This window comes from Paracoccus sp. MKU1, from assembly GCF_001447385.1.
Taxonomy (GTDB): Bacteria; Pseudomonadota; Alphaproteobacteria; order Rhodobacterales; family Rhodobacteraceae; genus Paracoccus.
In genome coordinates, this window is record NZ_LLWQ01000002.1 from 1 (window position 1) to 22,870 (window position 22,870).

The following is a 22,870-nucleotide window of genomic DNA, read 5'->3' on the forward strand; positions in this document are numbered from 1 at the left end:
CTGCCCGCCCGAGGATGTCGGCGGTGCTCCGGGCTACGAGGAATTCCTCGAAGCCCTCGCAGATCCGGACCACGAGCAGCACGACGACATGGTCGGCTGGTCAGGTGCATCCTTCGATCCCGAAGATGCCAGGATCGACAGGATCGTCGAACGCTTTGACCAACTCGCGAAGAAATGGTCCCCGCGGCCCGGCAAGCCCAAAGCACCCAAGCCCACTCCCTGAGCACGGACACCCGTCCGCGGCCTACGCCGGATGGTTACGGGATAATAGCACCAGCGCGGGTCAAGGCGCTCAGGGACAAACGCCAGTCGCTTCGATTTCCGACGCCTCGCATTTCCCTGAAGTAGCGTTTGATCGGCGTCCATTTGAGGCCGCTCTCAAGCAGATATTTCTCTGTGTAATCCAAGTTCTGCGGCAGCTCATTGTCATAGTGCTTCAGCTGCGATGTATGATTGGGAATGATCTCGCCTTCGTCGGTTATCGTCTCGTTGAGCTGATGTAGGGTAGCCGCTAACTGGACGCGCTGACATTCGGCATCAAACGCCGCATCGACCACCGGTGAATAGGCCAAGGTGATATCGACGCCGCCGCGGCACTTTCCATCTGGTCCCGTCAGGGACAACGGCCAAGTGAAGACGAACGACAGTTCTCGCTTTGCTGGAAGGACATCCGCGAAGACAAGCGTGATGCTATGAGGATCATCAGCAAGACAGGCCTCAGAGTCCCCGGGTACGCCGAAGCCGACGAATTCCCGGGCAATCGGACGAAGCGGCTTCTTCATCATCGCCGGATGGCGCGTCGAGCGATGCACCGGAAGCGCCATCAGTAGCTCCCGGGACACTTGTCCCCCGAGCCGATGATCTAAGGCTGCGACCGTCGCCGCCACAAGTGGGGCAGCAAAGCTGGTCCCGGATTTCTTGACCACCGATCCGTCCGCATCGAGCGAAGCGAGGCCGGTGTCGTTTCCCGTTCGCTGTGCTGCACCGCCATAGTGAACGAGTTCGGGTTTGCGGGCCCCGCCAGCGCCGGGCCCTCGCCGTGTGTACGCCGTGGGCAGCCCGTCAACGGCAGTAGCAAGCCCTGGCGGGTTCACGGCCCCGACAGATAATCCGAACATATGCTCGGCAGGTGCCGTAATGCCATCATCCCGCGCTCCCCGCTGCGCCAGCATCTCAAGCGCCCTATCGGTCTCCACCGGCCATTCCGGCCGCCGCTGGGTTCCATCGAGGTTTCCGGCCGAGACGACGAAAATGACATCATGAATCCGCGCGATTTCATCGAGCCGGGATGCGAACGTTGAGTAGCTGTGGCGGGTGCGTCCGTTTGGGGAGCCAAGGCTGAAGTTGAAGACCCGCGTTCCTGCCTCGGCCTTTGCGTGCACGACAAGCTCCTCCAGCTGGTCGAAAAACTCATCCGGCGTACTGTAGTACTGCCCGAGCAATGGTTTCCGTGGCATGATTGCCAAGTCGAAGTACCGGCACGGCTCGCGTTCCAGCCGATCGGCAAAACCCGGATTGAGCGTAGAACCTGCCGCCACAAGCCCCGCGATGAACGTGCCGTGCTCGTGATCGCTATCCCCGGGTAGCAGAGGGCTGGCTACCCCGGCGCACCAGGGGTCGAGCGCGTCCAGTGCGGAAATACCGCCATCGATCACGCCCACAACGGGATAATCCCGGTCAGCCAGCGGGGCCGGCAGGTCTATTGCCGCACCCGGCTCGGAAACGCCCGTGGGGGCCGGCTCGATCTCCATCGGCAAGGCGATCCGCCGGACTAGGGGCTCTTCAGCCAACTGCTCCAGCAATAGTTGATGCCGCCTTACGGACCTGTCACGGGGGGCCGAGGCGACGGCTCGTCCTGCCGTCCGCTCTGTCGCTGCTGTCGGCCCCTCTGGCGCGAGCAGCACGATATCGTTCGGGGCGCCGGCAGGCAGCAGGTCGATGCTAAGGGTGAGCCCAGTCGGCCGGCGCTCCCTCAGGCCAGTAACCGGCCGCACAAACAAGCTGCCGACGCTGGTCAGGCGATGTTGCAGGGCTTCCAGTTGCGCGCGGACGGCATCGCCGGAGACAGCGGGATCGGGGCGGAACAGCTCGACCAGATAGCCGCCGATGACGCCCTCCTTTTCCAGGGCTGTGACAGCCTCGGACGCTGAGAAATCCAGCCGATCCGGTGCTTCAAGCAAGCCAATGCTGGCGATGGCACCAAGCTCGCTGCGATACCCGGAAACACGTTCCTCGAACTCTCCGGTGCGCGGGTTTTCCCGTTCCTGTGGCACATCCTCGGCCCGCTGAGCGATCACCGTGTCGAGCGCGTCCAGAGCGTCTGGCGTTGCCTGAAAGAACATCTCCCCTATCCCGCGCCCACCAACGAGCGCGAACTGGTTCCGCTCGCAGAACAGCTTCTCGATTGGACGATAGCTCTTCGCTAGGGCGTCCTCTCGCATCTGCACCAACACAAAGCCGAGGGCCGAGTGCTGTTCCCGCAGCCTCAGGCTGCTGGCGCGGAGCTGCTCTCGCATCTTTGCCTTGTGGCGACGGAAGCCCTCGTTATCGCCTTGGAAAAAATCCCTGCTGGGGCCGCGCGTTCCGGGTGCAGGCGGGTGAATGAAGCGTCGGGTGTCGAGGAAAACCTGGACAGGACGCTGGATACTGTCCCGTTCAGCCATCGCTCACGGTCTCCGTTCCAGATGATGTCTCCCGTGCCGCATGGCTGCGCTCCCGCAGGCGGCGCGAGACCGTTGACTGAGATACACCGACGATGGCTCCTGCTGCATTCTGAGTCAGCCCGGCCTGCTCTACGAAAGCGGCCGCAAGGTCCTCCTCCGGTCCAAGCAGCAGCGCCTTGCGAATCCCGCCGAACAGGTGGCCGTTTAGTGTTGCCTGCCGCCGAAGTCCCGCCAGCATGGACTGGCCACGACTGACGCGGTTGCTGCTTCCCTTCGGCTGATGCAGCACCAAGAAACGCTTGCCCCCAGCGACAAGCGTCTCGAGATCGGCGCCACTCATGCCTTCCGTGAGCCAGACCAGCATGTCGATTTCCTCGCGGGTCAGCTCGATCGGACGCACGAAGCGCTCGAGCAGAACCCGGCGCGCCGTCTCATCAGGCAGCGCTATCTCGATACGTCCATCGAACCGGCGCCAAACGGCGGAGTCGAGAAGATGCTCATGGTTGGTGGCCGCTAGGGTGAAGCCCCGGTCCCCTCGCGCATCAAGACTTTGCAGAAGCGTGTTCACCACCCGCTTGATCTCGCCCACTTCCTGAGCGTCATCGCGGGCTTTGGCGACGGCGTCGAATTCATCCAGGAATAGGATGCAGCGATAGCGATTTGCGAAATCAAAAAGTGCGCCGATATTACGAGCAGTGGTTCCGAGGAAGGACGAAACAAGGCCATCCAGCCGGGCTTCGATAAGTGGAAGCCCAAGCTGCGCCCCGATGTAGCGGGCGAGCATAGTCTTGCCGACACCCGGCGCGCCGTAGAGCAAGCAGCGCAAATTCGGTTGCACGCCGAGCGCCGCCAGCTCCTTCACCCGAGACCACTCTTCAATCAGGTCCGTTACGGCAGCCTTGAGCGCCTCGTTGAACACTGGCTCCGCGTCGGCGGCCTCCTCCGGCTGCACCACGCGTGCCAGCGGTGTTCCGGTCTCCTTGTCGTGTGGCAGCGGTGTATTCCGACTCAGCACTTCGCCGGGCAGTGCCGGCACCGACCCAGCCCGCATGCGTTCAAGGGACATCGGCGCGACCGATTGCTTGCGGACCTCACGCGATAGCAGCCTGCTCAGCTTCTCGGCCTGCCGCGGCTCAGATTCCCGCAGAGAGTCCCGCAGACGCTCGATCTGGTAACGCGCGCGGTTGCTGTCGCCGCTCGTAGCAGCTCGTGACAAGGAGAGGATGATCTCGAAGTGGTCCATATCCGCGAAGCGCCCGTCATATTCATGGTTGTCTACCCACAATGCGATTTCTTGCAAATTCATGCAACGATGTTCATCATGATGCGACCTCAGTGCTTCCATGCCACCGGACTGTGCGACCATGTTCCGCTGCTGAGCGGTTGCAGTCATCCAGCCCATAAACTTTGCCGTTTCGGTCCAGGGTGTCGGCATGTCATGAGCCAGCGCGGTCTCGTCCCGACCGCCCGTTGGCGTGACCGCTATCCCAGCACCATTTAACACGGCCATCCTTCACCAAGAAATGACACCGACAGGCATTGGTCTGTCGGATCGACGGCGAGATGCTCGGGCGGCCGAGCCAGTCGACCGAAATCGACCATTGTGGCCTGCGCTGTTGGCTGAGCGACAGCTGCAACTTCTCGCCACAACCGCCCGGGCAGCGGAAGCAAACCCATTTGTCGAGGCCGCCGCTCCGCACGATGACCAAGCGCCCGGAGGTAAGGCGCTCCGGGTCAGGATGCGCGTCTTCAAACGAGGCGACCAAATGGCTTTTGGGAAGCCACCCAACCCGCTCCAAAACGATACGACAAAGTCCCTTGATGCGCCCCATCAGCCGATCCGATCGAGAAACGGCTCGACATCGGCCAGGCCCCAGTAGTGCGTGTCGTCGCAGATCGGGCAGTCGGGCCGCTGCTTTGCGCCCTGACGGCGCTCCTCGCCCCGGTCCAGCCGCCGGACCCGCTGCCAGGCCCACCGGCCTTCGCCTCGATAGTCCACCAGTCCTTGCAGGAGTTCGTTGACTGCCATGCTGGCCGCTTCCGTGGTGAACGTCACCACGGCAGGTGCAGGATCGCCGCCACCCCGGACATAGGCTTCACGCTTCTGCCGCTCGTACTCGGCGGGCGCGTTCCGACGCAATGCCTCCTCGCCTGCGGCTCGGGCATCTGCGACACCCCGGCACATCAGGCACGGTGCGCCGGGCGTCAGGACCGTCACACGGGCGCTCATGTCCCGCAGGCCACCCTCCGGGCTGGGTTCGATTGCCAGGCCCATATCGATCACCGGAATAAGGTAAAAGTGCGCGAACCGGTTCAGAAACAGACGGCCGCCGTGATCGTCTGTGCAGCCGAAGATCACATCGCAAGCTTTGAGCGCATCCCGCACTGACGAGTCCTCGACCCAGTTCTGATAGGCGCGAACCCGTACCCCAAGTCCCAGCTCGCTGATCTCCCGCGCCACCACTTCGACTTTTGGCCGCATGGCATCGGCATCCGCCCGCCGCGCGCCGTGCAGCCGGTTCAGATTGGTCACCTCGACAATGTCTTCATCGAAGAGCGCGATCTGGCCGACACCCAGCCGTGCCAGCAGCATCGCCGTCGCGCTGCCCGTTCCACCGCAACCGACGACACCGACCCGAAGTCCCCGCAGGATGCTGTTCAACCCGGCGCCGAAAGCTCGGGCCTGGCGGTCAAAAGCCGCATCCGGTGTCGCGGCACCAACCGTCGTATAGATGAGCCGGGTACCAACGGAGCGGATGGTGCCGACCTCAAGAGGAGCCTTCTCATCGCCCCAGAGCCGGGCCCGGAACCTATCCTTTCCGATCAGCAGCAAGCTCAGCAACCGGGCCTCATCGCCATTCCGGTTCCGGGCCAGCCTGAACAGCTCCCGCTCGTTCCGGTCGTCCTGCGTGGAAAAATCTGGGAAGCCGCCAGGGTGGCTGTGAACGATGCCGGGCAACAACCCTGCATCGGCAGCGCGCCGGCAGAGGCTGACGTATGAGCCTGTGCGCCAGGTGATATGGCGCTCACTGGCCGAGACCGCATCGTCAGACGGTATCGGAACGATCTCGAAAGACGTCAGCCGGAGCCGCGCCTGCCGCGACCAGGGATCGACGGCAATATGGCTCATGCCATACAGCACATAGGCTGCCGCCTCGGTGCCATCTGGGCGATGAAGCAGCCGCTTCAACTCCGCCTGATGCGCCTCCTGCAACGTCAGTTCGATGTCCATCACGCAGCCTCCAGCAACGCCTGTTCGACCCGCTTCAGCATGGTGCTGAGACCGTCGACTCCGGGGCGCCAGCTCGTATTGTGGCGTGACCAGCGCTGCCACCGATGGCCCTCGAACTGCACGGGCTGATCTGCCGCTTTCGGATATCGCTGGGCAGGGACCAACTGGAGCCAAGGCAGCGCGTAAAACATGTCCGGCGCCACGTCCGGATAGCCGCTCGGCAACAGGATCAGGATGCTGGCTGCATCCACCTGGTACTTCGCCGACGGCAATCTGAAACCGGTGAGGATGACGCCCCGCTGGGCGCCATCCGTCACCTCCCGATACTCGAGACCACGCCCCGCGAGATACCGACGATCGGCGGAAGGCAGCAGGCTCATGCCGCACCCTCCGTCGTCTGCGTGATCCCCGTGAAGAAGCGCTCCAGCCCCTTCCCGTCCAGCCGCACCAGCTCGCTGTCGCCGACCGGCTGATCTTCGCCGCCCCTGACCTCGAGCCAGACGCCGTAGGTGGCGGGGTCGACCCCGGCCAGCCGCTTCAGGACCCTGCCGCTGATCGCGCAGGCGCCCCACTCGAGCACTTTGCGGTCGAGTTCGATGCGATAGGATTCCGCACTGGCGAAAATCAGGAACCGCTCGACGCCCCCGCCCCGTAGATCGGCGGTCTCATCCAGACGCAACTCCTCGAGCTCGCCATTGCTGAGGACCAGGAACAGAAGATGCTCCTCGACCTGCCGGATACCTGCCGCGTCGAGAATCTGGCGGCCCGTCGGAACCGGATCGTCGATCCGTACCGGCCGGAAGGCGAGCTCGGCATCGCCGACCTCCATCCGGTACGGACCGTGCGCACGGGGTTTGCGGCCTGCGGCAAGGGAGGCCGCAACGTCTTCGATGTCTGTCGTTCCAGTCGTCATGGCGACCTCCTATGGGTTTGCGGCCTCTCAGCCCTTGCCAATGTCGCCTTCGACATGGCATCAATGTCGGGAGTATAGGCTCGTCCGAAAAACCCGTCAACCCCACCATGTCGAAAGCGCCATGACAACTACCTCCGACAATCCATCTGACATCTTCAAGGAACGCCTCCGAACCGCACGGGAGGAACTCCGCAAGCTGAGTCAGGCCGAGCTCGCGCGCGAGACCGGCCTGCCCCCGAGTTCCGTTGCTCATTTCGAAGCCGGCACGCGGAAACCGTCCTTCGATAACCTCCGGAAGCTCGCCAACGCCCTCAACATCACGACTGACTACCTGCTGGGACGATCAGAGGATCCAGCCGGTGCCGCAGAAGCCGATCCGATCTATCGCGACGTACACAAGCTGACTGACAAGAACCGCAAGATGGCGGCTGACTTCATGAGGTTCTTAGCCCAGCAGGACGAGAAGGAGCGCGGGGAGGACGAATGATCCGCAATCCCGATCTGCAGCAGCGAAAACTGGTTCGACTTGCCGAACATGTTCTGCGCGAGAAAGGCCTGCTTAGTCTGCCGGTCGATCTGAAGGCATTGGCCGAGGCCTGCAGCATCCCGCTACAGGCGATGGACGCCGACGAAGACGGCGTCTCGGGCATGCTGTTGCGATTCGGGAACACCTTCGGCATCCGCTATGCGACCCATATCCCGAGCGAAGGCTTCCAACGCTTCAGCATCGCCCACGAGTTCGGCCACTACTTTGCCGAAGGCCATCTCGACCACATTCAGTTCGAGGCCGGCATCCATAGTTCCCGGGCGGGCTTCGTCTCGGCCGACCCGTATGAGCGGGAGGCCGACTACTTTGCGGCGGGGTTGCTCATGCCCTCCTCGCTCATCCGCGCCCTCCTGAAGCGGGCGCCAGAAGGTCTGCAGAGCATTGAGACGCTCCGGCGCGAGGCCGGGGCCTCCACTGTGGCGGCGGCTATCCGCTACATAAGCGAGACCGACGACGCAGCAGCAATCGTTGTCAGCCACAACAGCCATGTCGATTACTGCTTCAAATCAGAAGCCCTTAAGCAGCTCGGGGGCCAGAGCTGGCTTCGCAAGGGCGCTACCCTACCCGCAGGTACGCTGACGGCATCCATTGCCAAGCGGCCTGCCGCTGACCGGCGTCGGCTTCGAGAAGAAGCCGACAGCGACATTCTCGACTGGTTCGAAGGCACCCGCGCCGTACCGGTTGTCGAGCAGGTCGTTGACCTCGGCCGTTACGACCGAGTGCTGACCGTGCTGTCCTGTGCGCAGCTTGTCGATGACACCTACCAGGACGAGGACGAACTCGACGAGTCGGACGAAGCCATGGAGGAGCGCTGGACCCCGCGCTTTCGGCGATGACCGAGCCTGACGACACGGCTGATTTTCGCCGCTTCGGCAAATGGTCGGTACCAGGTATCCCTCACAGGGGCTGGAGCTGCATCGACATTGAGGACCTCGGCTCGCCAGAAGCCGTGTGCGAGATGTGTGAGCGTCAGGACATTCGGTATGTCCATGCCATGCAGCATCCTGACTATCCAGAGACGCTGCATTGCGGCTGCATCTGTGCGGGGCATATGGAGGAAGATGTCGAGCGGGCCCGCCGGCGCGAGGCGTCGATGAAGAACGCCGCCCGCCGCCGCGCGGCTTGGCCAAATCGCAAGGCTTGGCGACGATCGCGTCAGGGCAACCTTGTGATCAGCGATCAGGGCTATCATGTGACCATCTTCGAGCACGCAGATGGTTGGCATGGCGTCATCCAGCGCTCTGCCACTGGTTATAAGCGGTTCTCCCGACGGGTCTATTCCAGCCAGAGGGCAGCCCAGCTGGCGGCTTTCGATGCGATCCTGTTTCTGCTACAGGAACGGTAGTGTTTAGTAGCTTTGAAACTATCTGACGGCAGTCCGCCCCTAATCTGTATAGAGTGGCGGCTTCCTCAGGTGGGAGGCGATAGCGCATACTGCGCCAGTGTTCATCGACATTCCGCCTGCTCCGGTTCGTACGCGCGAGTTGTTCGCTGCGTTTCGAACGCGCGACCGCTCTCTCAGTTTTTCTGCGAATGCCATGCCGCACCGCCGTCAGGCCGTTGTGCGCCCGCTCACCGCGCCGATCTTTCCGCTGGTGCCGCAGGAGAAGCTGCCGAAGCGTCTCTACTTGGCACGAGATGAAGACCTGGCGTTGGACGGCGCGCCGGGCTGGTCGTCGCAAACTGGGTTGAGGGAAAGTTGGCGTGAATCAGTTACCTTGTTAGGGGGTGGTCACCAGGTCCGGGGGCGGTAACAGAAGGATGTTCCGGTGCCTTATAGTGAACGCTTTGAACGAAGCGCACGCTGGAATGCCCTTCAACGAAAGCTGCATGCGCCGTATCAAATAGGCACAGATTGACACCGTCAGAGACCGAGCTGCGAAACTGCACCGCGTGAAAACCCTGAGCCTGCAGGATTTCGGCAAGAAGTTGGGTGATCAGATAGCTTACCTTGTCGTCTGGCGTGACGGGCGTACTCATCCATCGGTCAAAGGTTTGGATGATCTCGTACATCTCAAGCCTTTCGTCGCTCGATGAAAAAAGGGAAATGTCCGGGTCGAAGTCAGCTACGTTGAGGTCCTGCAATATCTCGAAACCCCCAATCGATACATAGTGGCCTGGATGCGGGCGTATCTCGGCCAGCGCCGTATAGGGAGTAGATCCAAGATAGAGGAACGTCTGATCAACGCGTTCGGCTGCGCCGAGATGGCGGCTTGATCGCTTTGGTAGCCATGGCACGGGTCGTTGGCGGTCCATTTCGTGGTTTCTCGGCTACCGCGTCGGCGGTTTGGCAGATTGCAGACGGACTCGTCCTCACGCCAGCAGTCTCCTTCGGACCAGGAACAGGTTGCCGAGCGCGAACAGCGTGAAGAGCTGGGCGCGGTTCTTGGCGAGCCCCCGGTAGCGGGTCTTTACATAGCCGAACTGCCGCTTGAGGATGCGGAACGGGTGCTCGACCTTGGCCCGCACCATGGCGATGATCCGGTTGATCTTCTCGTCCTCGGGGTGAAGCGTGCCGCCCTTGGGCGCCTTGCGCATCACTCCCCAGACCTTGCCATCGTCGCTGAACGCGGCCTCGCGCTCGGCGCTGACATAGCCCTTGTCGGCCCAGACCGAGGTCTCCTCGCCATGCAGCAGTTCGTCCCAGACCTGGCTGTCGTGGACCTTGGCGGTCGAGGTCTCGAGGCTGTGGGTCACCCCGCTCTCGGCATCGACGCCTACATGTGCCTTCATCCCGAAGTACCACGTGTTGCCCTTCTTCGTGGACGTCATCTCCGGATCGCGGGCGCCCGCCTTGTTCTTGGTCGAAGACGGCGCGTCGATAATCGTCGCATCCACCAGCGTCCCTGAGCGCAGCGTGATGCCCTTGTCTGCCAGGTGCGCGTTTACGTCGGCGAAGATCGCCTCGGTCAACCCGTGCCGCTCCAGGAGATGCCGGAAGTTGAGGATCGTGGTCTCGTCGGGAATGCGGTCGTCGCCGAGCTCGATCCCGGCAAACCGCCGCATTGCCTCGCTATCGTAGAGCGTCTCCTCGGCCATCGGGTCGCTCAGCGCGTACCAGTTCTGCAAGAAGTAGACCCGCAGCATCGTCTCCAGCGGCATCGGTGGCCGCCCACCCTTCGGCCCCACCTTCGGATAGTGCGGCGCGATCAGCGCCAGGAGACGGCCCCATGGCACCACGGCATCCATCTCCGCCAGGAACTGCTCCCGCCGCGTCACCTTCTTCTTCATCGCTTCGCGAAGACCGGGAATGGCGGGCTGCTTCGGCATCGGCGGAACTCCTTAAAGGCGTTCCCGCAGTCTATCAGATCACGCCAGAGCCGGGAGGTTCTTCAGGGGTTCCTAGAGTACTGGCCGACCTTCTCGGTTGAGCCGCCCATTACCTGGGTTGGGCGAGGCACCAATTGAAGCGCCCATATAGGGTTGGCGCACAATTTGGTTGTCAAAGCCCCTTGAGCGAAGGAAGCGAGCTTCAAACCCTGTCCGTGCTCGAAACCAAGTCCCACCTTTGGGAAGTACAAACTTGAGGTCAGCAAGGAATGGCTTGATTAGCGCTTCAAGCTCACTCTCGATTGTCGAGAAGTTGGAAGCGTCGAGGCGCCTACGGAGATCGCCTACGGGTCTTGGTGTCGAACGTGAGATGGCCGAGTTCAACATGCGCATTCCGTCGGCATCGAAGCCGGCGTAAATCGACACGCCTTTGTCCCAGTCTGGATAAGGTGGTTCTTGCAGGAGGTGGTCGAATTCGTCGTAGTATTCGTTGGCGGCGAACGGCTCGACAACAGGATTATCGGCTTCATTGAAAAGTTCGAGGACGGCCTCTCCACCCCAGTGTGAATTGTAGGAGAACTCGTCCCAATAGAAGCGGATGAGCGCGCGCATCAGCATGACCATCGGCTCAATGTTTTCAGGGTTCCTAACCTTTGCATCGGTCTTGCAGCAGAAGGCGCAGATACCATTTGCTAGATCGGCCTCTATCATTTTCTTGAGGCTGGGATGGCGTGCACAGTCGGTACAAACACTGACCTTCAGCTCTTCGTCGTCTGCTGCCTCTGACATCACTTTTTCCTCTAAATCCTTACACTTGGCCGCAATCATGCCGATTCTCTCAGACTGACAGAGCCGCGAACAAATGAAAACTGAATGCCGGAGGTGTAATGTCGCGCCCTCGCGATAACATCCTTGCCGCGCTGCGCGGCGGCGTCCTACCCGAGCGCGTCCCGGCCGAGGGACTGCTTATCGTGCGTGATGGCGAGCCCGGGGGAGCCCGAGGTGACGCCATCACCACTTCGCTACCGCCATCAGCACTTGGAAGCGGTCGTAGCGCAGAGTGCAGGGCGATTGCAGCGCAGCGCACCGATGACCGCTTCCCCAAACTTGCTGCGGCGGCCATGCCGCGCCAAGGTCAGGCCGCTTACCGCCCATCCCAACGGATGCAGTAGGCTACACGGCCCATTCGAATAAGTGCAGCGCTCACGCGCTGCCCTCCGCGAGGCGGTAGACCGGGATGCCCATCTTGCGGGCCTTGTCGGCGAGATTTTCCTGGATGCCCGTTCCTGGGAAGACGATGACCCCGATCGGCATCGTGTCGAGCATCCGGTCGTTGCGCTTGAAGGGCGCGGCCTTGGCGTGTCTCGTCCAGTCCGGCTTGAAGGCGACCTGCGCGACCTTGCGGTTGTCGGCCCAAGTGGCCGCGATGCGTTCCGCCCCTTTCGGCGAACCTCCGTGCAGGAGCACCATGTCGGGGTGTTTGGCATGAACCTGATCGAGCCTGTCCCAGATCAGCCGGTGATCGCTGGTGTCGCCGCCCGAGAAGGCGATCTTCGGCCCTGCGGGCAATAGCACTTCATTGTCGGCCCGGCGTTTTGCGGCGAGAAAATCTCGGCTGTCGATCATGGCCGAGGTCATCTGGCGATGGTTGACCCGCGAGCCGGAGCGCGGCGACCAGGGCGTGCCGGTGGTGCGCAGGTAAATGTCGGCAGCGGTGTCGCGGAAGACCTCCATGCTGTCGCGGCGCTCGATCAGGCTGTGACCGACGCCGATCAGGGTCTCCAGTTGGACGGATTTCACCTCGCTTCCGTCCTGTTCGCGCTGAAGGCGCTTCTGAGCCTGCTCGTTATCGTCGAGTTTGCGTTCGATCCGCTCGACGGCGCGGTGGAAGGTGTTGACGGTGGACCACATGATCTCGTCTAGGTCGAAATCGAGGCTGGTGTCGGCCATGGTGGAGATCAGGGCATCGAAGATGTCGGCAACCGCGCCCTGGATGGCGTTGTCCTCGGGTGTGATCCGGGGGTCGGCCTCGCCCTCGGCGGGACGGTAGCCATAGAGTTCGAGCTCTTCGATGACATGGCCGGTGGGAGACGTGCTGTGATCGGGTTCGAATTCGTCATGGGCATACATGGGATGTGTCCTTCGGCTGGACCGCGACCGTCGCGGCCTTCATGGCGACGACAAGCCCACGGGCGCTCCGGCCTGGCAGCCCGAGCCCTTTGCGAGGGCCTTGATGGCAAAGCCCGGCTGATTTGCTTCGCGCTGTAAAGGCGGGCTTGCCCGCCGACGGAAATCAGTCGGGCGCCGCCATTGCCGGGCCGGAGCGTTTGTGGGCCGCTCGCCCTCTCAAGAAGGCCAAGGCGCGGTCCCCTTGCCGAGGTGCCCCAACCCCTTGCCCATGGCGGGATCGGTTATCCCCGATCACGGCCCTCTCTGGCTATGACGCAAGCGCCATAAAGCGGCTGACGTCCTCGGGGGCGATCTGCACCCGGATCTGCGCCCGAAGCGCCTCCAGGCCGAAGTTGACGAGGTCGTCGTTGAAATCCCCCAGCATGGGCGAAAGCGTGATCGCCTCGATTCCGACCTCGATAGCCCGGTCCACCAGGCTGTCCCGCGCGGCGTCACCTGCCGGATCATTGTCGCAGACGATATAGAGCCTGCGCAGATGCGGGGAGAACTGGATGGCGGAGAGATGGCCAGCCGAAAGAGCCGAGGTCATCGGCATCTTGGGCAATGCCTGCCGCAGCGAAAGGATGGTTTCAATCCCCTCGCCTGCTGCAATGACATCCTGCACCTCGCCAAACCGGACGGCGTTTCCGAGCAGCTCTCCCATCGCCTTTCTCGGCGGATCGAGCGACGCCTTGCCGGAGCCGTCGCGGGTGAGCCAGGTGCGATGTGCGCCGGTGATCCTGCCATAGAGGTCGGTGACTGCGGCGATCATGGCCGGCCATGCCTCTGTCGGCCTATCGCCCTCGGGTCGCCAGTAGCAGTTCGGATGGAAACGCAGATTTGCGGTTCCGCTTAAATCCGTAATGCCGCGTCCGCGCAAATACGTCTCCGCGAGGCTGCCGATCAACGGCCGGGTCATGTGCCAGAGGCGGCGTGCGGCTTCGGACGATCCGGATGGTGCCGGCGGCGTTCGGGACTTGCGCGGCTGTCGCTCCGGTTCGGGATGCGGCAGGCTGAGGAAGCGGCGGGCTTCCTCGGCAACATCGGCAAAATCGATGAGGCCGAGGCTTTCGCCGATCACGTCGAGCAGATCGCCATGCTCGCCGCTTTGGGCATCGGTCCATTTTCCAGCCGCACCCTTACCGGCCTCAGGCCCGGTCAGACGGACGAACATCGAACGACCGGGCGTGTTTCGTACATCCCCGACCTGCCAGTAATTGCCCTGCTTGCGCCCGTTCGACAGATAGTGGCGGCACACCGCCTCGGCCTCTCGGCCGAGACGCTGCGCCAGTTCGGAAGCGTTGAGACGTGCCATCACGCGGCCTCCCGCTCGGAAATGCGCTCGATCGGGAAACGGTCGAGCAGTTTGCCGATAATCGCCGGTCCGGCTTCCCCGACCGGCACAAAGAAGCGAAGTTTCCAGGAAATGATCTCGCTGAAGAGCCCATAGGCGCGCAGCCGATCGCGCATGGTATCGGTGAAGCCGGTGAGCTCGATCCGGTTCGCGCCCATGACACGGGACCGGCGTAGTTGTAGTCCCTCGGCCAAATCGAAGATCGTCCGGCCCTCGATGAGTGCCGTGTAGGCCTCATCCGGCGTGATGGTGGTTGCGACGCCGCTGGTAGCGGCATTTGCTGCCCATGCGGGCGAGACACGGCGACCAATGATGCGCTCGCCCTCGTCGGTCTGGAGCCGATAGACCCGGGAGGTCTCCTGTGGCAGCCGCTTCCAGATCGGCAGCAGAAGCCCGGTCACCATGTACAGGATGCTGTCGGTGAACTCCGGCACTTCGTCCAACTCGGCCTGCCATGCCGAGGCGAAGGCAGCGCGCTCGGCCTCGACCCAGTGGGTCTCGCCCATCGCCCGCATGGGCAGGTTCATTGCTTCCATCGGCCGGATCAGCCGGACGCGGCGCTCGATCTCGCCGTCGTCCAGCATCACGCTGGTGGTTGGGATCTGCACGGCGGCGCGGCCCGACCGTTCGTTGGTGAGCAGCTTCGCCCGCGGATCATCCAGTTCGGCCAGGGCTGCGTCGAGCGTGACCGGCTGATTGCGCTTGCGTTCGGTCAGAGACAGGAGCCGCGTTTCCGCGCCGGTGCCCGGATGGGTGTGGATGACCTGCCGGTCGGAGACGATGAAGCTTTCCGCCTTCAGGGTCTCCAGCCCCATGTCATGGGTGCCGGATGCAATCGCCCCGTCGATCCGGGCCTCCAGCAATTCCTCGAAGGCAGAGAACAGGATGCCCTGCAACTCGATGGTCAGCGCCAGAAGGCGGTTGAGAAAAGTGGTGATCGGCGGCAGGTCGTCCTTCATGCCATTGCCGTCCATAAGCTTCAGCCCGGTCGCAGTCTCGAAGCGTTCGAGCGAGCATCCCTCGACCTTGCCGCGCACGATCAGCAGATAGAGCTGGCGCAACGCATCGCGGGCATAGGCGGATTCCAGATTGTCCTCGGGCCGGAACAGGCCCTGTCCACCGGTCTGGCGTTGGCCACGGGTGATCGCGCCGAGGGTGTCGAGACGACGCGCGATCGTGCTGAGGAACCGCTTCTCGGCCTTCACATCCGTGGCGATGGGTCGGAACAGCGGGGGCTGCGCCTGATTGGTCCGGTTGGTGCGCCCGAGCCCCTGAATGGCGGCATCGGCCTTCCAGCCAGGCTCCAGCAGGTAATGCACGCGCAGCCGCTGGTTTCGCGCCGAGAGGTCCGCGTGATAGCTGCGCCCCGTGCCACCGGCGTCCGAGAAGACCAGGATGCGCTTCTGGTCATCCATGAAGGACGAGGTCTCGGCAAGGTTGGCGGAGGGCGCGCGGTTCTCGACGGCCAGGCGGGCCGATGTGCCATCGCCCTTGCGCACGATCCGGCGCGACCGGCCCGTGACCTCCGCCACCACGTCGGTGCCAAAGCGCTGGACGATCTGGTCGAGCGCCCCCGGAACCGGCGGCAACGAGCCGAGTTGTTCGAGCATTTCATCCCGCCGCGCCACAGCTTCGCGGCTTTCGACCGGCTGCCCGTCCCGGAACACAGGTCGCGAGGAAAGATTGCCTTCGCTGTCGGTGAAGGGTTCGTATAGCTGCACCGGGAAGGAATGCTGCAAATACGAGCCGACATATTCCCGCGGCGTGACATCGAAGGAGATATCGTTCCATTCCGCGGTGGGGATTTCTGCCAGCCGCCGTTCCATCAGCGCCTCGCCGGTGGAGACGATCTGGATGACGGCCGCATGGCCCGCCTCCAGATCGGCCTCGATCGAGCGGATCAGCGTCGGGGTCTTCATCGAGGTCAGCAGGTGGCCGAAGAAACGCTGCTTGGTGCTCTCGAAGGCCGACCGCGCGGCGGATTTGGCCTGCCGGTTCAGCGTTCCATCGCTGCCGGTAATGTTTGCCGCTTCCATGGCCGCATCGAGATTGTTGTGGATGATGGCGAAAGCCTCGGCATAGGCATCATAGATGCGCCGCTGCTCATCCGTGAGCTGGTGCTCGATTAGTTCATATTCGACGCCATCATAGGAGAGCGAGCGGGCGGTGTAGAGGCCGAGAGAACGCAGGTCGCGGGCCAGCACCTCCATCGCCGCCACACCGCCGGCCTCGATCGCCTCAACGAACTCCGCGCGAGTCTGAAACGGGAAATCCTCGCCACCCCAGAGGCCGAGCCGCTGCGCATAGGCGAGGTTGTGGACTGTCGTAGCACCGGTCGCCGAGACATAGACCACGCGGGCATCCGGCAGGGCATGCTGGAGCCGCAGGCCTGCGCGTCCCTGCTGTGAGGCGGCGATATCGCCGCGGTCTCCCTTGCCGCCACCGGCATTCTGCATGGCATGGCTCTCGTCGAAGATGATGACCCCATCGAAATCGGAGCCCAACCATTCGACGATCTGCTTGACGCGCGAAACCTTTTCGCCGCGGTCATCGGAGCGCAGCGTGGCATAGGTGGTAAACAGGATGCCTTCCGTCAGCGTAATCGTCTTGCCCCGCGGGAAGCGCGACAGCGGTGTGACCAGCAGTCGCTCCATGCCGAGCGCCGACCAGTCGCGTTGCGCGTCCTCGATCAGCTTGTCGGACTTGCTGATCCAGACCGCCTTGCGGCGCCCACGCAGCCAGTTGTCGAGGATGATGGCGGTGGACTGGCGTCCCTTGCCCGCGCCGGTGCCGTCACCGAGCATGAAGCCCCGGCGGAAGCGGACAGCACCGGCGGCATCCTCGGCGGCGGCGCGCACGTTGTCGAAATGCTCGTCCACGGCCCAGGCACCGGCGAGGTGATCGGCATGGGCTTCACCGGCATAGATCACCGTTTCAAGCTGGGCGTCCGATAGACGGGTGCGGATGTCGGACGGCAGCATGGGCCGGTAGGACGGCTTTGGCGGCGCGACCGAGGCCATGGCAGCGGATTGCACCAGCCTGGTCGGGTGCGGCTCGGCGCAGGGGATGCGCAGCGATTGCAGCGCATATTCCTCATAGATCGCGTCCGACAAGCGCGCGCCCTCGGGCGGCGCCCAGTCCATGGTCTCATAGGCAAGTTCGACGCCATCGGGATCGTGGGCGGGAGCAGCGGCAGGTCGCGCCGCTGTCGCGCGGGCCAGATAGCCCCGCACGGTTTTCGGCGCGATGGTCGAAGCGGGCACGACGATCTTCGTCAATGATACCGGCGAACGCTGCGGGACATGTGCCTCGATCCATCCCATCAGCGTGGCAACATCAGGCGCGATCCCCGGTGAGGCCGGAAAACTGGTCGGGTCGTCGGTGGGTAGCTTGTCGATCACGGTCAGTCGCGTGTCGATCGTGGTGCCGTGCTTTGCATAGACTGCGCCATCGACGGCAGCGCTGAACACCACGCGACCACGGGCCTGCAAGCGGATGAAAGCGTCCCGCCATGCCGGAGCCTCGGGGCAAAAGCCTGCGCCGGTGATCGTCACCAACCGGCCACCGGGGGCAAGACGGGCCAGTGCCGAGGCAACATGGCGGTAGGCCGCATCAGCGACGCGCCCGCTGACATTGGCCATGACCGAGAATGGCGGGTTCATCAACACCACGGAAGGCACCGCATCCGGGACCAGATGATCGTCGATCTGGGCGGCGTCGAAGCGGGTGACGGGAAAGGCCGGAAAGAGGGACGAGAGAAGATCGGCGCGGGTATCGGCCAGTTCGTTGAGGATCAGCGAACCGCCGACGCTCTGGGCGAGGATCGCCATCAGGCCGGTGCCAGCCGAGGGCTCCAGTACCACATCGTCCGGCGTGATCGCGGCCGCGGTCAGGGCGGCAGGGCCGAGAGGCAGAGGCGTGCTGAACTGCTGGAATCTCTGGCTTTCCTCGGAGCGGCGGGTCTGCGTGGGCAGCAACCCCGCGATCTTCTCCAGCAGCGCGAGCCGGGAAACCGGAGAGTCGGCTTTGCGGAACAGCGCCTTTCCGTATTTGCGCAGGAACAGAACCGTGGCGACCTCGCAGGCCTCATAGGCGAGCTTCCAGTCCCAGGCGCCACTGGCGTCGGACGCGCCGAAAGCGGTTTCCATCGCATCGCGCAGGATCGCAGTATCGACGCGCTGGCCGCGTTCGAGATGGGGAAGGAGGCGATGGGCGGCGGCCAGGATCGCGGGCGCGACCGTTAGCTGCGTGATCGGATCGGTCACGGGAGACGAAATGTTCATGTCGGGAAACCTCGGAGAGCGGGAACGGGAGGACCCGGACGGCGCTCTCTCTCGACCGCCGGGGCTCACCCCGTCCCGGCCCCCTCTCTGACTCGGCACCTCATGCCCCATCGCCTCGCCGACCCGAGGGCGACAGCGCTGCGCCATCAACTTTCGCAAGGATTCATTGATTGTAATTGATATTCATGAGATACGCCGACTTAAGATCAATCATCGGGACCAAGAACTGAATTTCATGGAGCAGGCACAAAGGAATCCGTTTTCAGGCGCCATAACCGTTTTTCACGAGCGCTGGCTCCCCGAGGAGGCCACACCTGCGGGCTATGCTGCGCTGATCGATGCCTATGCGCTCGCAACGCCCCTGCCCCGGACACTTTCCGCCATCGGCCCACGTCACAAGGTCTACGCGGCCGACGGCTGGCGCCTCTACACGCCCCGCCATGAACCCGAGGCGAGCCTCATCGGTCATCTGACCTTCGCGCTGCGCTACGAGGGGCTGGATCTGGCGGTTCTCAAGCGGCTGTTCAAGGCAACCGGCCCGGAGCCGATCCAGGCCATTGTCGAGGCCGCCCCGACAGGTAGCTACGCGCGAAGGATCTGGTTCCTCTACGAGTGGCTCCTCGGCGAAGCATTGGATCTGCCCGACGCCACGCGCGGCAATTACGCGCCCGTGGTCGATGCCAGGCTCCAATGGGATGCAGAGGGCGCCCCCTCGACGCGCCACCGGGTCCGCAACAACCTGCCCGGCACCCCCGATTTCTGCCCGATGATCTTCCGCACTCCGGCCATCGAAGCCTTCATCGCCCGCGATCTGGCGGCCGAGGCCCGCGCGGTGCTGGCCGAGGTGCCCGCCGATCTGCTCGCACGTACTGCGGCCTTCCTGCTGCTCAAGGATTCACGGTCGAGTTTCCAGATCGAAGGCGAGAACCCGCCTCAGGATCGTATCCGGCGCTGGGGCCAGATCATCGGTGAAGCCGGGCGGCATCCGATTGACCAGGCAGAACTCGAACGCCTGCAACGCATCGTCATCGGCGATGCCCGCTTCGTCCATCTGGGTCTGCGGCAGGAGGGCGGCTTCATTGGCGAGCACGACCGCACGACCGGCGCCCCCCTGCCCGATCACGTCAGCGCCCGGCATGAAGACCTGCCCGCGCTGATCGCCGGGCTCGAAGCATCCGACCGCGACATCGCCCCGGGGCTCGACCCTGTTCTGGCGGCGGCCGGTCTCGCCTTTGGCTTCGTCTTTATCCACCCGTTCGAGGACGGCAACGGGCGCCTCCATCGCTATCTGATCCACCACGTGCTTGCTGCACGCGGCTTCAATCCGCCCGGGCTGGTCTTCCCGGTGTCGGCGGTGATCCTCGAACGGATCGAGGCCTATCGGCAGGTGCTCGAGAGCTATTCGCGTCGACTGCTGCCCCATGTCAGCTGGCGCCCAACCGATCGCGGGAACGTCGAGGTGCTGAACGACACCGGCGATTTCTATCGCTTCTTCGATGCCACGCCCCATGCCGAATTCCTCTTCGCCTGCGTGGCCCAGACCATCGACCACGACCTGCCAGCCGAGACCCGGTTCCTGCGTGCCTATGACGGGTTCAAGTCCCGCGTCTCGGGCCTGATCGACATGCCGGACCGCGTGCTCGACCTGCTGTTTCGTTTCCTGCACCAGAACGGTGGCAGGCTTTCCGGACGCGCCAGAGCGAAGGAATTCGCCGCTCTGACCGACGAGGAGGCGGACCGGATCGAAGCCATCTATGCGGAGTTGCAGGACGAGTTCTGAGGCCGAGCCTCCTCACCCAAACCGTTGGCCGGCTTCAGTGAAGGTGTAGCCGTTGGCGACGATGGTCTCATCGACGACTTCATCCGAGGATAGATAGTCGTATTCGCGCTCGAGCTGGCGGTAGAGCCAGCGGGCGAGATCGCGCAACGCCTCGATAACCACCTCCTCGGCGTCGGCGGTCAAGTCCTGGCAACTCGGACTGTCACGCTCGACCGAGATCGCCATGCAGTACTCATGGTAATAATGGCCGCGATGGCTGGCCTCGGCGCGAAGCTGGTAGAAATTACGCCGCTGGACCGCCTGCAGGGCATCGGCGATGCGATGCAGCTCGGTGTCCTGAGGCGCGTATTCCCTGATCCGACGCGGCGCGCCCTTGCGGTAGGCATAGAAAGTCTCGAAGCAGGCACCATCGCCCTGGCTCCAGAAGCCCCGGAACCAGATGCAGGGGTCTTGCCGTGTGCCGCCGCCCATCAACCGGACGGTTCGGGTCTTGAGGTTCAGCCCTAGGATTTCGGCTACGCGCTGGAAATCCTCATAGACGGCATCGTACCAGTCATCGCCGAAGCCACCCTCACGATACCAGACGCGGGCTTTGTCCCTGGCTGCGTCGGAAAGCTCGTCGAGGCGATAGACAGTGATCTCGATGACCTCACTCATAGGGATTGCCTCCCCCCAGCACGATGGCAAGCCAGCCGTCCGTGTAGAACCAGTCCACAGTCTCTCCGGTGGCGAGGTCGAGCACATGGGCGCCTCCGCCGAACCCGTCCACACGCGGCTTCGAGCAGGTGTTGGCGTATTGCATCCCCCAAAGGCCGGTCAGCCCGAACTCCTTCGCGCAGCATTTGACGAACTGGATGACATGCTCGGGATCGCCGGTGCCATCATCGCGCATCCAGAGCTGGGTTCCGCCATGCTCGGGTTGAATGGAAAGCAGAAACCCGTCCGAAGGCGGATCCCCAGCGGCATTCTCATCCGAGAGCGCATTGTAGAGATCGAGCGCGCGGGCGGCCTGCTCGGGGGTGCCCACATCGAGCAGGCAGGAGAAATGGGTGAAATAGTCGGCCATGATGGTCTCCGGGCATGACATGGCCCGGCGTGACACCGAGCCAAATGGGATGGAAAGGGTGAAGCTCAGGCGGCCTGTGGCAGGCGGAGCAGATCGGCCGCGGTCTCGCGCCAGAAGGAATCGACCAACCGTGCCTCCAGCGCAGCGGCGCGGTAACGCAGCCGTCTCGCATCACCGGGCTCCGTGGCTCGGAATGCCATACCGCGCAGTCGGCTGGCCTCGGTCACAATCCTGCGTGCCTCGGCATCGGATGTGACCGGCTGTTACCAGAGGATAATGCCGGCGCGGATTTCGCCGGCGAGGACCAGACGCTGATCGCGGTCCTGAATGAGCATGATGCGCGGCTGGAAATATGGAAAGCCATTCGGCCCCGTGCAAATATCACCGCGCGACAGGCGCAAGGCTGCGGCCTGGATGACCTCCCCCGGCGACAGGCATTCCCCAAGCGGGATCACGCGATCAAAGCTATTCGCCGCGTCACTGGCGTCATAGCTGGCGACGCCGAGGCAAGAGATGCGTAGCGGCAGCTTATGCGACCGATAAAGCGCGGGCAGAACATCGGCCGCCAGAATCTGGCCGATGGGGCGGAAGGTTTCGGAACGGGCAAAGGTCATCGGGATCACTCCATGACGGGCGCCGGTGAGCCTCTCTCTCCGGCCCTCAACCCGTCACGGCCGAAAGGCCCGCACTCTTCCTCTCTGACCGGGCTTGTTCCCGGTTCCGCTGCCGACGACGGGGGACCATCGAGAGGCACTGAAAGCCCGAAGCGCGGGTCTCCGCGTTCGGGCCGTTTGGGGTGAGGCGCTTTCGCGCCTCAGGCCCATGGATCAAGTTCCAGCTTCACCATGTCCTCATCGACGTCAAACTCGTCGGCGGGCATGGCGCCGTGGGTTCCGTCCCCGGCCTGGAACACGACGATCACGACCATCAGCGTGGTGGCGAGGCTGGCAGCGAAAGCGGTGGCATCTGCATAGGACATCGGTATTGGCTCCTGTCTCTGGAGGCGGGGGACCATCCCCCGCGCGACAGGCGCCCGACGTGTCTGACCGGATCTGCACTCACCCTCGGGCGTTCGGACTTTTTCCGAATCCCCGAGGGCGGCACGTATGCGTAAGCCGACCCCTCCGGGGTTGAATGTCAAAGAGACGGATCAGACCAAGGTTAGCGAATGGAAGCGGGGGTGGTGTCTTGCATCCGACAGGCGCCGGATCCCCCCTTGCAGATGCTTCGCCCGGCCAGCCTTGCCGCCACGCGGCTATCAGGATCGCGACCAGGTCGGGGACGCGACCTGCTCGCTCGAGCAAGGTGAAACGAAGGTATGGTAAAGCTGGAGATGGAGAAGTTAGGCGAGCCAATGAGCCTTTCCAAAGTAACCATCCGGCGTAGGCCGCGGACGGGTGTCCGTGCTCAGGGAGTGGGCTTGGGTGCTTTGGGCTTGCCGGGCCGCGGGGACCATTTCTTCGCGAGTTGGTCAAAGCGTTCGACGATCCTGTCGATCCTGGCATCTTCGGGATCGAAGGATGCACCTGACCAGCCGACCATGTCGTCGTGCTGCTCGTGGTCCGGATCTGCGAGGGCTTCGAGGAATTCCTC

19 protein-coding genes and 4 pseudogenes are annotated in these 22,870 nt (G+C 63.4%); 6 read left to right on the plus strand and 17 right to left on the minus strand.

The window, feature by feature from the left end; translation table 11 throughout:
• Positions 1 to 223 (plus strand): annotated as a pseudogene (locus tag AQY21_RS27255) (plasmid pRiA4b ORF-3 family protein); the annotation flags it as partial.
• 34 nt (positions 224 to 257) lie between these two features.
• Here the strand turns inward: AQY21_RS27255 and AQY21_RS00070 are convergent.
• From AQY21_RS00070 to AQY21_RS29215, 6 genes are read right to left on the minus strand one after another with little or no spacing between them, the layout of a single operon-like run.
• Positions 258 to 2,663, minus strand: a complete 2,406-nt coding sequence (locus AQY21_RS00070) for a S8 family peptidase (protein ID WP_058095880.1) — start codon at positions 2,661 to 2,663, stop codon at positions 258 to 260.
• On the minus strand, positions 2,656 to 4,098 hold the full coding sequence (locus tag AQY21_RS00075) for an ATP-binding protein (RefSeq protein WP_161905838.1): 1,443 nt from the start codon (positions 4,096 to 4,098) through the stop codon (positions 2,656 to 2,658). The genes AQY21_RS00070 and AQY21_RS00075 overlap by 8 nt, the downstream gene beginning before the upstream one ends.
• Before the next feature lies 1 nt (position 4,099).
• Entirely contained in the window at positions 4,100 to 4,495 is a 396-nt protein-coding gene (locus AQY21_RS29490; protein WP_082657839.1) for a DUF6527 family protein, read from the minus strand.
• Positions 4,495 to 5,895 (minus strand): ThiF family adenylyltransferase, encoded by a 1,401-nt coding sequence (locus AQY21_RS00080; protein ID WP_058095882.1) that lies wholly within the window; start codon positions 5,893 to 5,895, stop codon positions 4,495 to 4,497. The genes AQY21_RS29490 and AQY21_RS00080 overlap by 1 nt, the downstream gene beginning before the upstream one ends.
• Entirely contained in the window at positions 5,895 to 6,275 is a 381-nt protein-coding gene (locus AQY21_RS29210; protein WP_058095883.1) for an E2/UBC family protein, read from the minus strand. Before AQY21_RS29210 ends, AQY21_RS00080 begins: the two co-directional genes overlap by 1 nt.
• Positions 6,272 to 6,808 (minus strand): multiubiquitin domain-containing protein, encoded by a 537-nt coding sequence (locus AQY21_RS29215; RefSeq protein ID WP_203416295.1) that lies wholly within the window; start codon positions 6,806 to 6,808, stop codon positions 6,272 to 6,274. The genes AQY21_RS29210 and AQY21_RS29215 overlap by 4 nt, the downstream gene beginning before the upstream one ends.
• A gap of 121 nt (positions 6,809 to 6,929) precedes the next feature.
• On the opposite strand from AQY21_RS29215, the gene AQY21_RS00095 reads away from it, so the two are divergent.
• The 3 genes from AQY21_RS00095 to AQY21_RS00105 are packed head-to-tail and all read left to right on the plus strand — an operon-like array spanning position 6,930 to position 8,700.
• Positions 6,930 to 7,295, plus strand: coding sequence for a helix-turn-helix domain-containing protein (locus AQY21_RS00095; protein ID WP_058095885.1), 366 nt, complete (start codon positions 6,930 to 6,932; stop codon positions 7,293 to 7,295).
• On the plus strand, positions 7,292 to 8,191 hold the full coding sequence (locus AQY21_RS00100; protein WP_058095886.1) for an ImmA/IrrE family metallo-endopeptidase: 900 nt from the start codon (positions 7,292 to 7,294) through the stop codon (positions 8,189 to 8,191). The genes AQY21_RS00095 and AQY21_RS00100 overlap by 4 nt, the downstream gene beginning before the upstream one ends.
• Positions 8,188 to 8,700 carry a hypothetical protein gene (locus AQY21_RS00105; RefSeq protein ID WP_065169868.1) on the plus strand — a complete coding sequence of 171 codons (513 nt, stop codon included), beginning with the start codon at positions 8,188 to 8,190 and terminating at the stop codon, positions 8,698 to 8,700. Before AQY21_RS00100 ends, AQY21_RS00105 begins: the two co-directional genes overlap by 4 nt.
• A 368-nt stretch (positions 8,701 to 9,068) precedes the next feature.
• On the opposite strand, the gene AQY21_RS27270 is transcribed toward AQY21_RS00105, so the two are convergent.
• The 3 genes from AQY21_RS27270 to AQY21_RS28255 all read right to left on the minus strand — a co-directional run bounded on the left by AQY21_RS27270 (position 9,069) and on the right by AQY21_RS28255 (position 11,453).
• Positions 9,069 to 9,611, minus strand: a complete 543-nt coding sequence (locus tag AQY21_RS27270; protein ID WP_082657841.1) for an RES family NAD+ phosphorylase — start codon at positions 9,609 to 9,611, stop codon at positions 9,069 to 9,071.
• A gap of 57 nt (positions 9,612 to 9,668) precedes the next feature.
• A complete protein-coding gene (locus tag AQY21_RS00110; protein ID WP_058095888.1) occupies positions 9,669 to 10,625 on the minus strand; it encodes an IS5 family transposase in 957 nt (318 codons plus the stop codon).
• Between the two features lie 72 nt (positions 10,626 to 10,697).
• Positions 10,698 to 11,453 (minus strand): hypothetical protein, encoded by a 756-nt coding sequence (locus AQY21_RS28255; RefSeq protein ID WP_152988023.1) that lies wholly within the window; start codon positions 11,451 to 11,453, stop codon positions 10,698 to 10,700.
• 59 nt (positions 11,454 to 11,512) lie between these two features.
• Here AQY21_RS28255 and AQY21_RS29495 point away from each other — a divergent pair.
• Positions 11,513 to 11,696: pseudogene (locus tag AQY21_RS29495) on the plus strand (acyl-CoA transferase); the annotation flags it as partial.
• A gap of 132 nt (positions 11,697 to 11,828) precedes the next feature.
• On the opposite strand, the gene AQY21_RS00115 reads toward AQY21_RS29495, so the two are convergent.
• From AQY21_RS00115 to AQY21_RS00125, 3 genes are all read right to left on the minus strand, one after another.
• Positions 11,829 to 12,755 (minus strand): DUF2493 domain-containing protein, encoded by a 927-nt coding sequence (locus tag AQY21_RS00115; protein ID WP_058095889.1) that lies wholly within the window; start codon positions 12,753 to 12,755, stop codon positions 11,829 to 11,831.
• A gap of 307 nt (positions 12,756 to 13,062) precedes the next feature.
• Entirely contained in the window at positions 13,063 to 14,109 is a 1,047-nt protein-coding gene (locus AQY21_RS00120; RefSeq protein ID WP_058095890.1) for a toprim domain-containing protein, read from the minus strand.
• Positions 14,109 to 18,431 (minus strand): strawberry notch-like NTP hydrolase domain-containing protein, encoded by a 4,323-nt coding sequence (locus AQY21_RS00125; RefSeq protein WP_058095891.1) that lies wholly within the window; start codon positions 18,429 to 18,431, stop codon positions 14,109 to 14,111. Before AQY21_RS00125 ends, AQY21_RS00120 begins: the two co-directional genes overlap by 1 nt.
• A 235-nt stretch (positions 18,432 to 18,666) precedes the next feature.
• Here AQY21_RS00125 and AQY21_RS00130 point away from each other — a divergent pair, with 235 nt between their 5' ends.
• Entirely contained in the window at positions 18,667 to 20,211 is a 1,545-nt protein-coding gene (locus AQY21_RS00130; protein ID WP_152988025.1) for a Fic family protein, read from the plus strand.
• Between the two features lie 12 nt (positions 20,212 to 20,223).
• Here AQY21_RS00130 and AQY21_RS00135 read toward each other — a convergent pair whose 3' ends face one another.
• From AQY21_RS00135 to AQY21_RS27280, 5 genes and pseudogenes are all read right to left on the minus strand, one after another.
• Entirely contained in the window at positions 20,224 to 20,868 is a 645-nt protein-coding gene (locus tag AQY21_RS00135; protein ID WP_058095892.1) for a hypothetical protein, read from the minus strand.
• A complete protein-coding gene (locus AQY21_RS00140) occupies positions 20,861 to 21,277 on the minus strand; it encodes a hypothetical protein (RefSeq protein WP_058095893.1) in 417 nt (138 codons plus the stop codon). Before AQY21_RS00140 ends, AQY21_RS00135 begins: the two co-directional genes overlap by 8 nt.
• Positions 21,278 to 21,342: 65 nt before the next feature.
• Positions 21,343 to 21,891 (minus strand): annotated as a pseudogene (locus AQY21_RS30085) (hypothetical protein).
• Positions 21,892 to 22,091: 200 nt separating this feature from the next.
• The gene (locus AQY21_RS29220) at positions 22,092 to 22,256 is read right to left on the minus strand and encodes a hypothetical protein (protein ID WP_203416296.1); all 165 of its coding nucleotides are present in this window, start codon (positions 22,254 to 22,256) and stop codon (positions 22,092 to 22,094) included.
• Positions 22,257 to 22,684: 428 nt separating this feature from the next.
• Positions 22,685 to 22,870, minus strand: a pseudogene (locus tag AQY21_RS27280) (plasmid pRiA4b ORF-3 family protein); the annotation flags it as partial.

Bases quoted from the DNA above. Each gene is read 5' to 3' on its own strand.
- AQY21_RS27270 (WP_082657841.1), bottom strand. From the start codon at position 9,611: ATGGACCGCCAACGACCCGTGCCATGGCTACCAAAGCGATCAAGCCGC.
- AQY21_RS00095 (WP_058095885.1), top strand. From the start codon at position 6,930: ATGACAACTACCTCCGACAATCCATCTGACATCTTCAAGGAACGCCTC.
- AQY21_RS29220 (WP_203416296.1), bottom strand. From the start codon at position 22,256: ATGTCCTATGCAGATGCCACCGCTTTCGCTGCCAGCCTCGCCACCACG.
- AQY21_RS00125 (WP_058095891.1), bottom strand. From the start codon at position 18,431: ATGAACATTTCGTCTCCCGTGACCGATCCGATCACGCAGCTAACGGTC.
- AQY21_RS00075 (WP_161905838.1), bottom strand. From the start codon at position 4,098: ATGCCGACACCCTGGACCGAAACGGCAAAGTTTATGGGCTGGATGACT.
- AQY21_RS00105 (WP_065169868.1), top strand. From the start codon at position 8,188: ATGACCGAGCCTGACGACACGGCTGATTTTCGCCGCTTCGGCAAATGG.
- AQY21_RS00140 (WP_058095893.1), bottom strand. From the start codon at position 21,277: ATGGCCGACTATTTCACCCATTTCTCCTGCCTGCTCGATGTGGGCACC.
- AQY21_RS00115 (WP_058095889.1), bottom strand. From the start codon at position 12,755: ATGTATGCCCATGACGAATTCGAACCCGATCACAGCACGTCTCCCACC.
- AQY21_RS29215 (WP_203416295.1), bottom strand. From the start codon at position 6,808: ATGACGACTGGAACGACAGACATCGAAGACGTTGCGGCCTCCCTTGCC.
- AQY21_RS28255 (WP_152988023.1), bottom strand. From the start codon at position 11,453: ATGATTGCGGCCAAGTGTAAGGATTTAGAGGAAAAAGTGATGTCAGAG.
- AQY21_RS00100 (WP_058095886.1), top strand. From the start codon at position 7,292: ATGATCCGCAATCCCGATCTGCAGCAGCGAAAACTGGTTCGACTTGCC.
- AQY21_RS29210 (WP_058095883.1), bottom strand. From the start codon at position 6,275: ATGAGCCTGCTGCCTTCCGCCGATCGTCGGTATCTCGCGGGGCGTGGT.
- AQY21_RS29490 (WP_082657839.1), bottom strand. From the start codon at position 4,495: ATGGGGCGCATCAAGGGACTTTGTCGTATCGTTTTGGAGCGGGTTGGG.
- AQY21_RS00120 (WP_058095890.1), bottom strand. From the start codon at position 14,109: ATGGCACGTCTCAACGCTTCCGAACTGGCGCAGCGTCTCGGCCGAGAG.
- AQY21_RS00080 (WP_058095882.1), bottom strand. From the start codon at position 5,895: ATGGACATCGAACTGACGTTGCAGGAGGCGCATCAGGCGGAGTTGAAG.
- AQY21_RS00130 (WP_152988025.1), top strand. From the start codon at position 18,667: ATGGAGCAGGCACAAAGGAATCCGTTTTCAGGCGCCATAACCGTTTTT.
- AQY21_RS00070 (WP_058095880.1), bottom strand. From the start codon at position 2,663: ATGGCTGAACGGGACAGTATCCAGCGTCCTGTCCAGGTTTTCCTCGAC.
- AQY21_RS00110 (WP_058095888.1), bottom strand. From the start codon at position 10,625: ATGCCGAAGCAGCCCGCCATTCCCGGTCTTCGCGAAGCGATGAAGAAG.
- AQY21_RS00135 (WP_058095892.1), bottom strand. From the start codon at position 20,868: ATGAGTGAGGTCATCGAGATCACTGTCTATCGCCTCGACGAGCTTTCC.